Here is a 13409-nt window from a genome sequence, read left to right on the forward strand (position 1 = left end):
TACCTGGTGCCAGGGAATCACCCGAGGCGAAGGGAGGGTGGTCGTGTCGGATGATGAGCAAAAACTCATCCGCATGTACGACGAATGCCGACAATCCGTATGGGCCTACGTGGTCAGCCGCTCCGGCCGGCAGGTGGCCGACGAGGTGGTGAGCCAGACGTTCGCCATCGCCTGGCGGCGACTGGACGACGTGGCGGAGCCGGCGCTGCCATGGCTGCTCGGCGTGGCCCGCAACGTCCTGCGCGACCACGTCCGGGCAGAGGGCCGCCGGGAGTCGCTCATGGCCGAGCTGCGGGCCTGGGACGAGGAAGACATCGCCGACCAGATCGCCGAGCGGATGAGTGTGCGAAAGGCACTGGCCAAGCTGTCGGAGGACGACAGGGAGATCCTCGTCCTCGTCGCGTGGCACGGGCTCTCGCCAGGGGAGGCCGCGCGTGTCATCGGCTGTTCGGGCGCCGCGTTCCGTGTGCGGCTGCACCGGGCCCGCAAGCGGCTGCGAGCGGCGATGGAGAGCACCACATGGTCGGCGCCCCAGGCGATGAATCTCAGCAGGGAGTTGTCATGAACGTCCTCGATCAGCTGCGGCAGGCGCGTCCCGAGGTTCTGTCCGACTCGCCGGTGGACGCGCGGACCAGAGCGGCCGAACTGTCCCACGCCATGGCGCAGCCGCGCCCGAGCCGGAGAAGGCGCAAGACGGTCCGGCCGGTCTGGGGACTCGGCCTCCTGGGCGCCGCCGCGGCCGCGACCGCCGTCACCGTCATGCTCACCGGCGCGGGGGGTACGGCTCCGCGTGCGCCCTCGGCCACGACCGCGGCTCCGCAGCCGGCTTCCGGCCGGCAGATCCACCTGTCCGCCCGCGAGATCCTGCTGACCGCCGCTCAGCGGGCGGAGAGCCGGCGTGAGGCGACGGGCGCCTACTGGCACACGGTCGGCGTGCAGAGGACGCTGTTCAAGGTCGACGGGGCCGGCTACACGGTCGTGAACAGTCAGCGCAGCGAGTCCTGGACGCCGTCGGCGCCCGGTGGCGAGCAGTGGAGCCGGGCGTCGTCGCTCGGCGCGCAGCCCGCGACCCCACAGGACGCGGAGGCGTGGAGACAGGCCGGCTCACCGGCCGAGATCCGCGTCAAGGTGCCGGGGAAGGGGACGGTGGAGCTGTCCACCGAGCCGCGAGCCGCCGAGGTCGGTCATGCTCCCCTGGTCGACGGGGACAAGGTGTTCTGGCTCGGCAGGAACGTCAGCATGAAGGATCTGCGCTCCCTGCCCTCCACGCCGGCCGGGCTCAGGAAATGGCTGCTGCGCTCGTACGGCGGGCACGGCACCGAGTCCGGCGACCCGATGTCGTCGGACGACTGGCTGTTCGCCGTCACGGCCGGATTGATCAGGGACATGCCGGTCACGCCGCAGGTGCGCGGCGCGGCCTTCCGGATGCTCGCCGACCTGCAGAACATCGAGGTCATCGACGACGTCAAGGACGCCGAAGGCCGCACCGGAACCGCGATCGCGGTCAAGCAGCGGGTCGGGGCGAAGGGCGGCGACCACGCCGTCCTGCAGTCGCGTCTGATCATGGACGAGACGACCGGCCAGGCGCTCGCCCAGGAGAGCGTCGTGGTGGAACCGGGCGGGCTGCAGGCCGGCCTCGAACCAGGCGCCGTGTCGGATTCGTACACCATCCTCGAATCGGGCTGGACCGACTCCGGGCCCGCCTCCTGACCGCTGTCCTCCGTGGTCAGGTGAGGAGCGGCCGGCCCGGCCGCCCGCTCCTCACGGGTTCCGGCTACCGGATCGGGTAGGCCCGGATGACCGTCTGCTTCACCGTGTTGCCCGCCTCGTCCACCGCCCGGGCGCGCAGGGACACGAACCCCGCGCCGGCCGGATGGCGCAGGACGACCGCCGACCCGTGGACCGCGGCCCTGCTCCAGGTGGCCCCGTCGTCATAGGACACGTCCACCGCCGGCCGCCGGACGGGGCGGGCGGCGCTGCCCTCCAGCGGCTGAACGGTCACCGGCACGGTGAAGCGCCGCCCGGACGGGGCGGAGTTGGCGGCGTCGAGGGCGGGGCTGAAGCGCACGACCGACACCGGCAGCCGCGCAGGCGTGTCACCCGCGACGTGCCCGGACCGGAACGTCCACACACAGGACACGCGCGTGGACAGCGTCGCGGGCGCTCCGCGCTCGGTCTCGACGACGAGGCGGTAGGCGGCCTCCGACGCGGGCACGGTGAAGCTCGTCACGATCTCCGGCTGCTCGCCCACCAGGGTGCCGTCACGGTAGAGGGCGGTCCGCTGCGTCGCCCGGGAGGAGTAGCCGAGCGATCCTCTCGCGTCGCCGTACATGAGTAGGCTGGTCGAGATGACGTCGCCGGTGCGGCTGACGCCGTCGGAGTCCGGGTGCCCCGCCCAGGGCAGGGCGGGCGCGAAGACGCCACGGTTCCACGCCTCCGTGTACGCCCGCCCGGACCGGTAGACCGCGAAGGGCGACTCGAACTTGTTGAGCCGGCCGTCGGGGGCGTACTCGAACAGGTAGCGCTGCCAGCGGATGCCGTCGTCGGTGTTGACGTACTCGGTCTGCCGGAACGGCGTGCCGAACGTGGTGGGGGACAGGTACCCGAAGAAGCCCCCGTCGCGCGGCCAGGCCCGGCTGGAGGCGTCGGCCTCCGCGTCGGGCAGGTGGCGGGCGTAGCCGGTGTGGATGGCGGCCAGGTCGCGCTGGGCCACGCGCCGCTCGAATCCGTTGACCATGCCTCCGGAGTGGAACCAGGTCAGGCGGTAGGCGTACGGGCTCCCGGCCCGGGCGGCGGCCCACTGCCCGGCGACCTTGGTACGCACACCCGGATAGGCGCGGTCGGGACCGAGCTGGGCGGTGAACGCACCGTCATAGGAGTCGGCGAGCCAGCCCCAGCTGCGCGACCTGCCGTCGGCCTCCTGCCACTGGTAGCCGATCTCGGCCAGCAGCGAGGTGGCGTCGGCGCGGGGCAGCGTCAGCGAGATCGGCCGGCCCAGCCGCGCGTCGGCCTCCACGGTCTGCGACCGGTCCAGGACGAGGTCCGGGTGGACGAGGAGCGTCCTGCTCCGGTCGTCGCTGACGGCGCTCCTGATCTGCCATCTGCCCTTCGGCAGTCGCAGGGTGACCGGCCCCTCGGGCTCCTCCACATCGATGGGGTCCTGGTGGGCGTCGAGCCGGTACAGCGTCGTGTAGGCCCTGGTGGCCGGTCGGCCGTCCCTGCCGGTGTGCCTGAGGGTGAGGTCGTAGCTCTCGGTCTCCTTGTCCACCCCGACCGGCGTGCTGAGAACCAGGCCGTCGTCGCCGGTGGCGACGACGTATCCGCCGAGCAGGCCGTCCGGCCCGCCGGTGCGAGTGTCGGCGGTGACGGTGGCCTCAGCCTCACCGCCCGCGGGGACGGTCAGCGTGGCGGGTGTGACGCCGAAGGTCTTGTCGCCGCGCACCTCCAGGCGGAGGGTCACCGGCTGCTGCTCGCGGTTGCGGTACACGATCTTCTTGCCGACCGGCTGGTCGTCGTCGTGCGGCCACGCCTGCCGTCCGAAGCCGAGACCGGGCGGTTCGGCCGTGACGGCCTGGCTCGTGCCCCGGTCGGCGTCGACCAGCCCCGCGCCCTGTGCGAAGACCCCGATCCCCGGCAGCGGCCGGGCGGTGCCCATGAGGGCCGCCTTGAGCGTGTCGCCCTTCCAATCGGGGTGCGCCCCGGCCAGCAGCGCGGCGACGCCCGCGACGTGCGGGGCGGCCATGGAGGTGCCGGACATGGAGACGTAGGAGCCGCCGCCGGGACTGTCCTTGCCGCGGGCCGCGGTGATGTCCACACCAGGGGCGGTGATGTCCGGCTTGAGGCCCTCATCACCGGCGCGCGGCCCGCGGCTGGCGAAGCCGGCCTGCTCGCCGGACTTGCTGACGGCGCCGACCGCGAGCGCGGCGTCGGCGGTGGCGGGCGAGTTGAGCGTGCGGTCGCCGCCGGAGTTGCCGGCCGCCACCACGAACAGGGTGCCGTAGCGCTCGGTGAGCGTCTGCACGGCCTCCTCCAGCGGGTCGAGCCCGGGGGTGTCGGGAGCCCCGAGGCTCATGTTGACGACTCTCGCGCCCTGCTCGGCCGCCCACTGCATGCCCGCCAGGATGGCCGAGTCCGAGCACCACTCCGACTCGCACACCTTGCCGTCCATCAGCGTCACGCCGGGCGCGACGCCACGGTACGTGCCGCCTGAGGCGGCGCCACTGCCCGCGATGGTGGAGGCCACGTGCGTGCCGTGCCCGATCACGTCGCGTTCGTCCTGGGCCTCGGTGAAGTCGGCCCGGGCCGCGACCCGTCCGGCGAGGTCGGGGTGGGTCGCGTCGATCCCGGTGTCGAGCACCGCCACCTTGACGCCGCTGCCGGTGTGCCCGCGCTCCCACGCCCGCGGCGCGCCGACCTGCTTGACGCTCACGTCGAGCGAGACGCGCCGGCGCCCGTCGAGCCAGACCTTGCCCTTGCCGTCCGCGAGTGCCCGCCACGTCCGCGCGGCGCCGTCCCTGCGCTGCCGTACGGCGAAGCCCCGCACCGCGCTCAGCGACCTGAACCCGGCCATCGCGCGGACGGACGGCCCGGGACCGGAGAGCCCGGTCACGACCAGGGGCAACTCCTCGCGGCTGTCGTCGTACCCGAGCTCCAGCAGCCCCGTCACGTCGAACAGCCGGGGATCGAGCCGTCCGGCGTGGACCAGCGGCGCGGCGTCGCTCGGTAAGACGCGGAGCCGCCCCTGCGCTTCGTCGGTGAAGAAGGTGACCTTCTCCCTGCCCTCGCCCGGCTCGACGATCGCGCTCGTCCGGCCGGTCACCGTCACTTTGTCGCCGGTCACCAGCGTGACCGTCCGCGCGCCGGTCGCCGGCTGGTCGGCGGCCTGCGCGGCCCCATGTGCGACCGCCTGCCATGGGGCGGCCACGGCCATGGCGAGCACGGCGACGCCGGCCCACCTTGTCGTTCTGTGCACGTAGTTATCCGATCATCCGGAAATGTCACTACGTATTGGCCGGTGATCGGCAGGTGTTTCAGCTGCGCCCACGTCCATCGCTTCCCGGCCGGCAGGCTGGTGCGGCGCACCGCGAAGCCGGCGGCACGGCGGATCACCTTGACGACCTCAGCGGTCGTCGTCGTCATCGCCGCCCGCGATGCCGTCCAGCAGGCGCGTCACGGCGTCGCCCAGCGGACGGAACGCCTCCGTGAGGGCGTTGGCGAGCGGAGCGAGGATGTCGGTCACCTCGCTCACCACGCCCACCTGTTTCTGCTCGGGTGGCGCCCAGCGCATCGCGTCGGCGCTCAGCGCCTCCCATTCGTCGACGACGCCGTCGATGGCGTCGAGCACGTGGTCAGGATCGCTCGACATGACCGTTCTCCAAGGCGCGGGAGTCGGACAAGGCCACGGTACCTCTCCGAGCTTGATCACTTCCTCCCGCGCCTGCGTTCCGGCTGCCAGGCCGTGCGTGTCAGCCGTGTGTGTCAGGGCGTTTGTCAGGGCGTTTGTCAGGCGGGGATGGACACGCCCACGCCGCCGCGCGTCGTCCCGCCGTACCGCTGCTTGGCGGCGGCGAGGTCGAGCGGCCGGACCGAGCTGCGCGCGGCGAGCAGCTCCTCGTCGATGAGCGAGGCCGGCACCAGCCAGGACACCTCGAACTCCAGCCCGTCCGGGTCCTGGGCGTACAGGGCCTTGGTGGTGGCGTGGTCGGAGGCGCCGACCAGCGCCCCCATCTCGCCGAGCCTGGCCGCGATGCGCTCCAGCTCGTCGAGCGTGTCCACCTCCCAGGCCAGGTGGTAGAGCCCCACCGACGAGCGCCCGGCCGGCGACGGAGCCGCGCCGGCGCCGATCTCGAACAGGCCGAGGTCGTGGTCGTTGTTCGAGCCCGGAGCCTGGAGGAAGGCGGCGCCCCGCATGCCCATGACCACCTCGAAGCCGAGGGCTTCGCGGTAGAAGGCGACGCTCCGCTCCACGTCACGGACGTACAGGACCGCGTGGTTGAGCCGCTGGACCGGCATGGTGTTCCCCTTTCAGCAGGACACGATTTAAGTATATGAGAGTTCAAGTAAAATGCCCCCATGACCCGATGGCTGGACGACGACGAGCAGCGTGCCTGGCGCAACTTCGTGGCCGCCACCCAGCTCCTGTACGCGACGCTCGACCGCCAGTTGCAGCGCGACGCGGGGATGCCGCACGCCTACTACGTGATCCTCGTGGGGCTGTCGGAGGCGCCGGAGCGCCGCATGCGGATGAGCGAGCTCGCCACCTGGGCGCAGTCCTCGCAGAGCCGCCTGTCGCACGCGGTCGCGCGTCTCGAAGAGCGCGGCTGGGTGCGCCGCGAGCGCTGCCCGGACGACGGGCGCGGCAGCTTCGCCGTGCTCACCGACGAGGGCTTCGCCGCGCTGGCCGGCGCCGCCCCCGGCCACGTCGAGGAGGTACGGCGGAGCCTGTTCGACGTGCTCGGCCCCGAGCGGATACGGGCGCTCGACGACATCTGCGCCACGGTCCGGGACACGCTGGAGCGCTAGCGCGGAACGGTCCGGGACACGCTGGAGCGCTAGCGCGGAAACTGTCGGTGGCACGTCGTAGCGTTGCGCGGGTGGCCGGGGTGTGGCCTCGGCCGGCGGGGGAGCGGACGACGCTCCGCACGCCCGGACGTGAGCGGGGGGATGCACGACATGGACGATGCGCTGTTCATAGCGGTCCACGGGATCGCCGGGCGGCTGGCGGGAGAGCCGGTGCCCGTGGTGCTCGACGCGCTGGTGCGCCAGCTTCCCAAGGCACCGGGTCTCGACGGCCCCGAGCTACGCAAGATCGCCGAAGAGATCAGCGTGGGCCGCGACCCGTCGGGTCTGTGACGCCCGTCCACGGCGGGGGGCCGTGGCACAGGGTCCGCGACGCCCGTTCACGGCGCGGGGGCCACGGCGCAGGGTCCGCGACGGGGGGTCTCCGGCGCGGGGGCCGTGGCGCCGGGCGACGGGGCCTCCGGCGTTCCGCCGGTGGCGCCCGGTGTGGGGGAATGGGGTGCCCGGGGTTGTGGTGTCCGGGCAGGTTCGTGCAGCATCAGGGCCATGGGTAGCGCTAACATTCACCTTCCTCTCCCGTGCGGCCTGCCGGGCGTGACCGCATGACGCTCGTCGCCGGGGTCGACTCCTCGACCCAGAGCTGCAAGGTCGTCATCCGCGACGCCGCCACCGGCCGGCTCGTCCGGCAGGGCAGGGCCGCCCACCCCGAGGGCACCGAGATCCACCCGTCCCACTGGTGGGCCGCCCTGCTGCGGGCCGTCGAGGAGGCCGGCGGGCTCGACGACGTGGCCGCCGTGAGCGTGGCGGGACAACAGCACGGCATGGTCTGCCTCGACGAGGCCGGCCAGGTCGTGCGCGAGGCGCTGCTCTGGAACGACACGCGCTCCGCGGACGCCGCCGCGGCCCTCGTGGCCGAGCTCGGCGGCCCCGCCGCCTGGGCCGAGGCGGTGGGCAGCGTGCCGGTGGCGTCGTTCACGATCACCAAGCTGCGCTGGCTGGCCGAGCACGAGCCGGACAACGCCCGCCGGGTGGCCGCCGTGTGCCTGCCGCACGACTGGCTCACCTGGCGGCTCGCGGGAGTCCTCGGCCTGCCCTTCGCCGCGTGGGCCGACGCGCCGCCGCCGCCGCTCGACCACCTGACCACCGACCGCGGCGACGCCTCCGGCACCGGCTACTGGTCACCGGCCACCGGGACGTACCGGACGGATCTGCTCAAGGCTGCCTTCGGCGCGGTGCCACTGCTGCCCCGCGTCCTCGGGCCGGTGGCCGACGCCGCCACCGCGCCGGGCGGGGAGGCCGGCTCCGGCGGGACGCGCACCGCGCCGGGCGGGGACCTGGGCTCCGGGGGCGAGGCGGGGCGCACGCGCATCGCGCCGGGCACCGGCGACAACATGGCCGCCGCGCTCGGCGTGGGCGCGCGGCCCGGCGACGTCGTGGTGTCCCTCGGCACCTCCGGCACCGTGTTCGCCGTCTCCGACGCGCCGAGTGCCGACCCGAGCGGCCAGGTGGCGGGGTTCGCCGACGCCACGGGCCGCTTCCTCCCGCTGGTCTGCACGCTGAACGCGGCCCGGGTCATGGACGCGACGGCCCGGCTCACGGGCGTCGGCCTCGACCGGCTCGGCGAGCTGGCGCTCCAGGCCCCGCCAGGAGCCGGTGGGCTCACGCTGGTGCCGTACCTGGAGGGCGAGCGCACCCCCAACCAGCCCAACGCCACGGGAGCGGTCCACGGCCTCACCCTGGCCACCTCCACCCCGGCCCACCTGGCCCGGGCGGCGATCGAAGGCATGCTGTGCGGCCTGGCCGACGGCCTCGACGCGCTCGGCCACGTCCCGGAGCGTGTCCTGCTGATCGGCGGAGGGGCCCGCTCGGAGGCGGTCCGCCGCATCGCGCCGACCGTCTTCGGCCGGCCCGTCCTGGCTCCGCCGCCGGGTGAGTACGTCGCCGACGGCGCGGCCTACCAGGCGGCCCGGCTGCTGGACGCGGAGGTGGACTGGTCGTCGCAGGACGCCGCGGTCTACGAGGCAGACCCGGTGCCGGACATCCGTCACCGCTACGCCGCCGCCCGCCCCCACGTCCTCGACCGCCCGCTCTAGAAGAACGCCCCGTCCGGGCGGCCGCCCGATGCGGACGGACGCCCCCGTCCGCACGGCCGCCCGGTGCGGACGAACGGCCGGTCCAGGCGGCGGGTGATCCTGCCGGGTGGCGTCAGGAGGTGCCGAGTGCCTTGCGCAGCACGCGGACGGCCTGCTCGACGGCGCCCGTCGAGGCGGCCGAGCTCCTGACGGGGTTGAGCATCATGAAGTCGTGGATGATGCCGTTGTAGCGGACGCACGTCGTCCGCACCCCGGCCGCGACCAGCTTGCGCGCGTACGCCTCCCCCTCGTCGCGCAGCACGTCGTTCTCGTCCACGATCACCAGCGCCTCCGGCAGGCCGGCGAGGTCCTCCACGCTCGCCCGCAGCGGCGAGACGGTGATCTCTCCGCGCCTGCCGTGGTCGGGCAGGTACGCGTCCCAGAACCAGGCCATGGCCTTGGCGGTCAGGAAGGGCCCGTTGGCGAACTCCCGGTAGCTGCCGGTGTCCTGGGCGGCGTCGGTGACCGGGTAGTAGAGCGACTGGTGGACGAAGGTCACGTCGCCGCGCTGCTTGGCCAGGATGGCCAGGGCGGTGGCCATGTTGCCGCCGACGGAGTCGCCCGCGACCGCGAGGCGAGAGGTGTCCAGCCCCTCCGAGCCGCCGTCCCGGGTGATCCAGCGCGCGGTGGCGTACGCCTGCTCGATCGCGACCGGGTACTGCGCCTCGGGGGAGCGCTCGTACTCGACGAAGACGAGGGCGGCGTTCGCGCCGACGGCCAGCTCGCGGACGAGCCGGTCGTGCGTCCCGGCGTTGCCGAGGATCCAGCCGCCACCGTGGACGTACAGGACGGCGGGCAGCGGGCCGCCGGCGCCGGCGGGCTTGACGATGCGGACCCGCACGTCCCCCACCTCGGCCGGCACGGTGATCCACTTCTCGTCGACGTCCGGCTTGTCGATCGGGGCGGCCTGGATGTCGTCGAGGACCTTCCGGGCGCCCTCGGGGCCCAGCTCGTACAGGAACGGGGGCTTGGAGGTCGCGTCCGCGATCTCCTGTGCCTCAGGCTCCAGGATGTGCTCACTCATGAGGTACGTCCCTCTCGTCGGGTGTTCGCCTGTGTGTCATGTGAGCCCTCGGGCTGACGTACCCCCTGATACCTGCCCTGACCCCGGCCGATCCCCGACGGCCCCCTAGGGGACCCCGGGAAGGGATCAGGGGCGCGTTCGGGGTGTGGCCTGATGCCCGGGGCCCGGCCGGGACGGGAAGGTTGGGGCATGACAGCAGTGAAGGACAGGACCCCCGCGACCACGAGCCGCGCCACGGCCGCGCCGGAGGGGACGGCGCGGCCGTCGGCCGGGAGCCGGTCCAAAGGGTTCGGCGGGGCGCGGGCGGGGGTCTACGCCCTCGTCGCGTGCCTGTCCATCGCGTTCGCCGTCGTCGCGGTCGTGGCCGGCCAGCTCGGTCCCGACCCGTATCTCGACCCCTTGAACGTGACCATCAGCGAGTACGCCGTGTCCGACCGCGGGGGCGTCACGGAGGTCGCGATGGCCGTCATGGGGCTGGGGTCGCTGGCGCTGCTGGGCGGGCTGCGGGCGGTGGGGGCGCCGGTCCGCGGCACGCCCGAGCGGCTGCTGCTGGTGTGGTCGGTGGCGCTGGTGGTCTCGGCGGTGGTGCCGACCACGCCCATCGGCCACGACCTGACGCTGACCGCGCAGATCCACCGGTACGTGTCGGTGGCGGCGTTCGTGAGCCTGCCCGCGGCGGCGGCGCTCATGGTGCCGAGGCTGGCGGCCGACGCGGCGTGGAAGCCGGTGGCGCGGGTGGTGGAGTGGCTGGCGCTCGCCGGGGGGCTGGGGCTGCTGGCGATCACCTACGTGGCGCTGCCCGGCGGGCGGGTGATGATCGGGCTGGTGGAGCGGCTGTTGCTGGGCGCCGAGGTGGCGTTGCTGCTGGTCCTGGCCGGGTGGCTGGCCCGGCTGGCCTGGGCCCGGACGATCGGAAAAGACGCAAATTTCCTGACTTACCACAGATTTATCGCTAGTTGATCTTAAACCCACCCGTATCGGTGCTATTCTCTCCCGCGATCTTCTATCCGGGAGCAGGTACCATGGCATCGGGCAGATCCATAAGATTCAAGATCTCGACACTGCTCGTCATCCCCCTGGTCTCTCTCGTCGCGCTCTGGGCGTTCGCCGCCAGCACCACCATCGGCGAGGCCGTCAACCTCCTCAAGGCGCAGACCCTCTGGACCGGAGTGATCAACTACGCCGACGGTGTGGTCGGCAATCTCCAGCAGGAGCGGCTGGCCTCCGCCGAGCGGCTCGCGGGCACCGCCACCGACCCCGCCGCGCTGACCGAGGCCCGCGCCAAGGTCGACCGGGTGCGCGCCAAGCTCGTCGAGAACGGCGCCGCCCCGGGCACCCAGTCGGCCATGACGCCGGAGATGCGCGACCGGCTGAAGAAGGCGTACCAGGCGATCGAGCGCCTGCCGGAGGTGCGGCGCCAGGTCGACGGCGGCAGGATGACCCCCTCGGCCCTGATCGAGCAGTACTCCGAGATCTCCGATGCCGTCCACCTCATGTACGCCACCTTCACCGTGAGCACCGACGTGGAGCTGGCCCGGCAGAGCCACGGCCTGATCGCCGCCGACGAGGTCCGCGAGCTGCTCAGCCGCGAGAACGCCCTCATCGTGGCCGCGAACGGCAAGCCGTCCATGTCCGACCTGCACATGCTGGCCCGCATCGACGGCGCCCGGCAGAACCTCTTCCCGACGGCCATGGCCAACATGGACGCCGACCTGAGCGCCGGGGTGCGGAAGGTGGCCGGCTCCTCCCGCTTCGCGACGATGGAGCGGGCGCTGGAGTCGTACGTCATGGGCGAGCCCGTGAACATGCAGATGTGGCGCGAGCTGGCCGACCCGGTGCTGAAGGAGTACACCGAGGCCATCTGGCGCACCGGTGACGCGCTGTTCGCGCGGATCGAGCCGGCCGGCATCACGATCATCGTCCGCGCCGCCATCGCGGGCGCGCTCGGGCTGCTCGCCGTCATCTTCTCCCTCGTCGTCTCCATCCGGGCCGGCCGGCGCATCGCCCACGACCTCGGGACGCTGCGCCGCAGCGCGCTCGACCTGGCGGAGATCAAGCTGCCCGACGTGGTCACCCGGCTGCGCCAGGGCGACAACGTGGACGTGGACGCCGAGGCGCCGCCCATCACGGTGGCCGACAAGACCACGAGTGAGGTCCAGGACCTCGCGGCGGCCTTCGACAGCGTCCAGCGGACCGCCGTCGACGCCGCCGTCGAGCAGGCCAGGCTCCGCCAGGGCGTCTCCGAGGCGCTGCGCAACCTGGCCAGGCGCAGCCAGACGCTGCTCCAGCGCCAGCTCAGGCTGCTCGACGACATGCAGCGCCAGACCGAGGAGCCGGAGGCGCTGGAGAGGCTGTTCAAGCTCGACCACCTCACCACCCGCATGCGCCGCCACGCGGAGGGCCTGGTGCTGCTGTCGGGCGGCTCGGCCGGCCGCCGCTGGCGCGGCACCATCCCGGTCGAGGACGTGCTGAACGGCGCCGCCGCCCAGGTCGAGGAGTACACCCGCGTCCGCGTCTACCCGATGCCCGAGGCCGGCTTCTCCGGCTCGGCGGTGGCGGACCTCATGCACCTGTTCGCCGAGCTGATCGAGAACGCGGCCACGTTCTCCTCCCCCGACAACGAGGTGTCGGTGCGCGGCGAGATGGTCGGCCGCGGTTTCGCGGTCGAGGTGGAGGACCGGGGCCTCGGCATGCCGCCGGAGCAGCGCGACGCGATCAACCTGCGGCTGGCGAGCCCGCCCGACTTCGACCCGTCGCAGACCGAGCAGCTCGGCTTCGCCGTGGTCGGCATGCTCGCCGCCCGCCACGGCATCTCGGTGACGCTCAAGCCGTCACCCTACGGCGGGACCACGGCGATCGTGCTCGTCCCGTCGATGCTGGTGGAGCTGCTGCCGCCGCCGCTGGACATGCCGGAGTTCGAGCCGGTGTCGGTGCCGATGGCCAGGCACGACGGCGACGGGGCCGAGCGGCTCTCCGGGGCCCTGGAAGGCGGCACGGGCACCACGGGGCCGGGAGCGCTGCCGCGCCGCGTCCGCACGTCCCGCCGCGCCTCGGCACCGCAGCAGCAGCCCCAGGACTCCGGGCTGCCCCGCCGCGTCCGGCAGACCAACCTGCCGCCCCAGCTCCAGCAGCAGGGCGCCGGCCTGCCCGCCCAGGGCGGCCAGCAGGAGTCCGCACTGCCGTCCCGTACCCGCACGCAGCAGCCCGCCCGGCCCGCCGACGAGCGCTCGCCCGAGGAGGCCAGGGCCCTGCTGTCCTCCCTCCAGTCGGGCTGGCGGCGCGGGCGCCAGGACAGCGACCAGGATGGGGGAACTCGATCGTGAGCCGCGAGCCCGAATGGGTGGATGAGGAGGCCGGGCCGGTCGTGCGACCTTACGCGGTCGCCCGCGGACGCACCAGGTCCTCCGCCCCGGAGATCGACCTGCTGGCGAACGTCGTCGCCAGCGGCCTGCCCGCGCCGGCCAAGGCGGAGCTGAGCGGCCAGCACCGGCGGCTGATCGGCTGCGTCGCCGGGCAGGCCAAACCCGTGGTGGAGCTCGCCGCGGAGCTCGAACTGCCCGTGGGGGTGGTACGGGTGCTCCTCGGCGACCTGCTGCACTACGGGCTGGTCTCGGTGCGCCCGCCGCTGGCCAAGGGCACGGGGGCGACGGAGAACCTGCTCAGAGAGGTCATCAACGGCCTGCGGGCGCTGTAGCGCCCGCCAGGGCCGGACGGGCGCCTCGCCGGGGGGCGGG

The 13409-nt window shown here is 73.3% G+C and carries 12 protein-coding genes; 8 read left to right on the forward strand and 4 right to left on the reverse strand.

All coding sequences use genetic code 11. The features are described from left to right. Positions 1-73: 73 nt before the first annotated feature. Positions 74-565 (forward strand): RNA polymerase sigma factor, encoded by a 492-nt coding sequence (locus ACIBG4_RS26880; RefSeq protein ID WP_397204171.1) that lies wholly within the window; start codon positions 74-76, stop codon positions 563-565. Further along, complete coding sequence (locus ACIBG4_RS26885) at positions 562-1710, forward strand: CU044_5270 family protein (RefSeq protein ID WP_397204172.1); 1149 nt, start codon at positions 562-564, stop codon at positions 1708-1710. Before ACIBG4_RS26880 ends, ACIBG4_RS26885 begins: the two co-directional genes overlap by 4 nt. Positions 1711-1774: 64 nt before the next feature. Here the strand turns inward: ACIBG4_RS26885 and ACIBG4_RS26890 are convergent, their stop codons facing one another. From ACIBG4_RS26890 to ACIBG4_RS26900, 3 genes are all read right to left on the reverse strand, one after another. After that, positions 1775-4972 (reverse strand): S8 family serine peptidase, encoded by a 3198-nt coding sequence (locus ACIBG4_RS26890; protein ID WP_397204173.1) that lies wholly within the window; start codon positions 4970-4972, stop codon positions 1775-1777. 147 nt (positions 4973-5119) lie between these two features. Further along, positions 5120-5365 (reverse strand): hypothetical protein, encoded by a 246-nt coding sequence (locus ACIBG4_RS26895; RefSeq protein ID WP_397204174.1) that lies wholly within the window; start codon positions 5363-5365, stop codon positions 5120-5122. Positions 5366-5502: 137 nt separating this feature from the next. Continuing rightward, positions 5503-6012, reverse strand: a complete 510-nt coding sequence (locus tag ACIBG4_RS26900) for a VOC family protein (protein ID WP_397204175.1) — start codon at positions 6010-6012, stop codon at positions 5503-5505. A 60-nt stretch (positions 6013-6072) separates the two neighbouring features. Here ACIBG4_RS26900 and ACIBG4_RS26905 point away from each other — a divergent pair, with 60 nt between their 5' ends. The 3 genes from ACIBG4_RS26905 to xylB all read left to right on the forward strand — a co-directional run bounded on the left by ACIBG4_RS26905 (position 6073) and on the right by xylB (position 8612). Beyond that, a complete protein-coding gene (locus ACIBG4_RS26905) occupies positions 6073-6522 on the forward strand; it encodes a MarR family winged helix-turn-helix transcriptional regulator (protein WP_397204176.1) in 450 nt (149 codons plus the stop codon). 150 nt (positions 6523-6672) lie between these two features. Beyond that, entirely contained in the window at positions 6673-6852 is a 180-nt protein-coding gene (locus tag ACIBG4_RS26910; RefSeq protein ID WP_397204177.1) for a hypothetical protein, read from the forward strand. Between the two features lie 269 nt (positions 6853-7121). After that, positions 7122-8612, forward strand: a complete 1491-nt coding sequence (gene xylB, locus ACIBG4_RS26915; protein WP_397204178.1) for a xylulokinase — start codon at positions 7122-7124, stop codon at positions 8610-8612. Between the two features lie 112 nt (positions 8613-8724). Here xylB and ACIBG4_RS26920 read toward each other — a convergent pair whose 3' ends face one another. Beyond that, positions 8725-9675, reverse strand: a complete 951-nt coding sequence (locus ACIBG4_RS26920) for an alpha/beta hydrolase (RefSeq protein ID WP_397204179.1) — start codon at positions 9673-9675, stop codon at positions 8725-8727. A gap of 189 nt (positions 9676-9864) precedes the next feature. On the opposite strand from ACIBG4_RS26920, the gene ACIBG4_RS26925 reads away from it, so the two are divergent. From ACIBG4_RS26925 to ACIBG4_RS26935, 3 genes are all read left to right on the forward strand, one after another. After that, complete coding sequence (locus ACIBG4_RS26925; RefSeq protein ID WP_397204180.1) at positions 9865-10635, forward strand: DUF998 domain-containing protein; 771 nt, start codon at positions 9865-9867, stop codon at positions 10633-10635. 62 nt (positions 10636-10697) lie between these two features. Then, a complete protein-coding gene (locus ACIBG4_RS26930) occupies positions 10698-12998 on the forward strand; it encodes a nitrate- and nitrite sensing domain-containing protein (RefSeq protein WP_397204181.1) in 2301 nt (766 codons plus the stop codon). Next, positions 12995-13369 carry a DUF742 domain-containing protein gene (locus tag ACIBG4_RS26935; RefSeq protein WP_397204182.1) on the forward strand — a complete coding sequence of 125 codons (375 nt, stop codon included), beginning with the start codon at positions 12995-12997 and terminating at the stop codon, positions 13367-13369. The genes ACIBG4_RS26930 and ACIBG4_RS26935 overlap by 4 nt, the downstream gene beginning before the upstream one ends. Positions 13370-13409 lie beyond the last annotated feature (40 nt).

The sequence above is a fragment of the Nonomuraea sp. NPDC050383 genome (genome assembly GCF_044459125.1).
Lineage (GTDB): Bacteria > Actinomycetota > Actinomycetes > Streptosporangiales > Streptosporangiaceae > Nonomuraea.

Bases quoted from the DNA above. Each gene is read 5' to 3' on its own strand.
- ACIBG4_RS26930 (WP_397204181.1), top strand. From the start codon at position 10,698: ATGGCATCGGGCAGATCCATAAGATTCAAGATCTCGACACTGCTCGTC.
- ACIBG4_RS26895 (WP_397204174.1), bottom strand. From the start codon at position 5,365: ATGTCGAGCGATCCTGACCACGTGCTCGACGCCATCGACGGCGTCGTC.
- ACIBG4_RS26880 (WP_397204171.1), top strand. From the start codon at position 74: ATGTACGACGAATGCCGACAATCCGTATGGGCCTACGTGGTCAGCCGC.
- ACIBG4_RS26925 (WP_397204180.1), top strand. From the start codon at position 9,865: ATGACAGCAGTGAAGGACAGGACCCCCGCGACCACGAGCCGCGCCACG.
- ACIBG4_RS26920 (WP_397204179.1), bottom strand. From the start codon at position 9,675: ATGAGTGAGCACATCCTGGAGCCTGAGGCACAGGAGATCGCGGACGCG.
- ACIBG4_RS26900 (WP_397204175.1), bottom strand. From the start codon at position 6,012: ATGCCGGTCCAGCGGCTCAACCACGCGGTCCTGTACGTCCGTGACGTG.
- ACIBG4_RS26910 (WP_397204177.1), top strand. From the start codon at position 6,673: ATGGACGATGCGCTGTTCATAGCGGTCCACGGGATCGCCGGGCGGCTG.
- ACIBG4_RS26885 (WP_397204172.1), top strand. From the start codon at position 562: ATGAACGTCCTCGATCAGCTGCGGCAGGCGCGTCCCGAGGTTCTGTCC.
- xylB (WP_397204178.1), top strand. From the start codon at position 7,122: ATGACGCTCGTCGCCGGGGTCGACTCCTCGACCCAGAGCTGCAAGGTC.
- ACIBG4_RS26905 (WP_397204176.1), top strand. From the start codon at position 6,073: ATGACCCGATGGCTGGACGACGACGAGCAGCGTGCCTGGCGCAACTTC.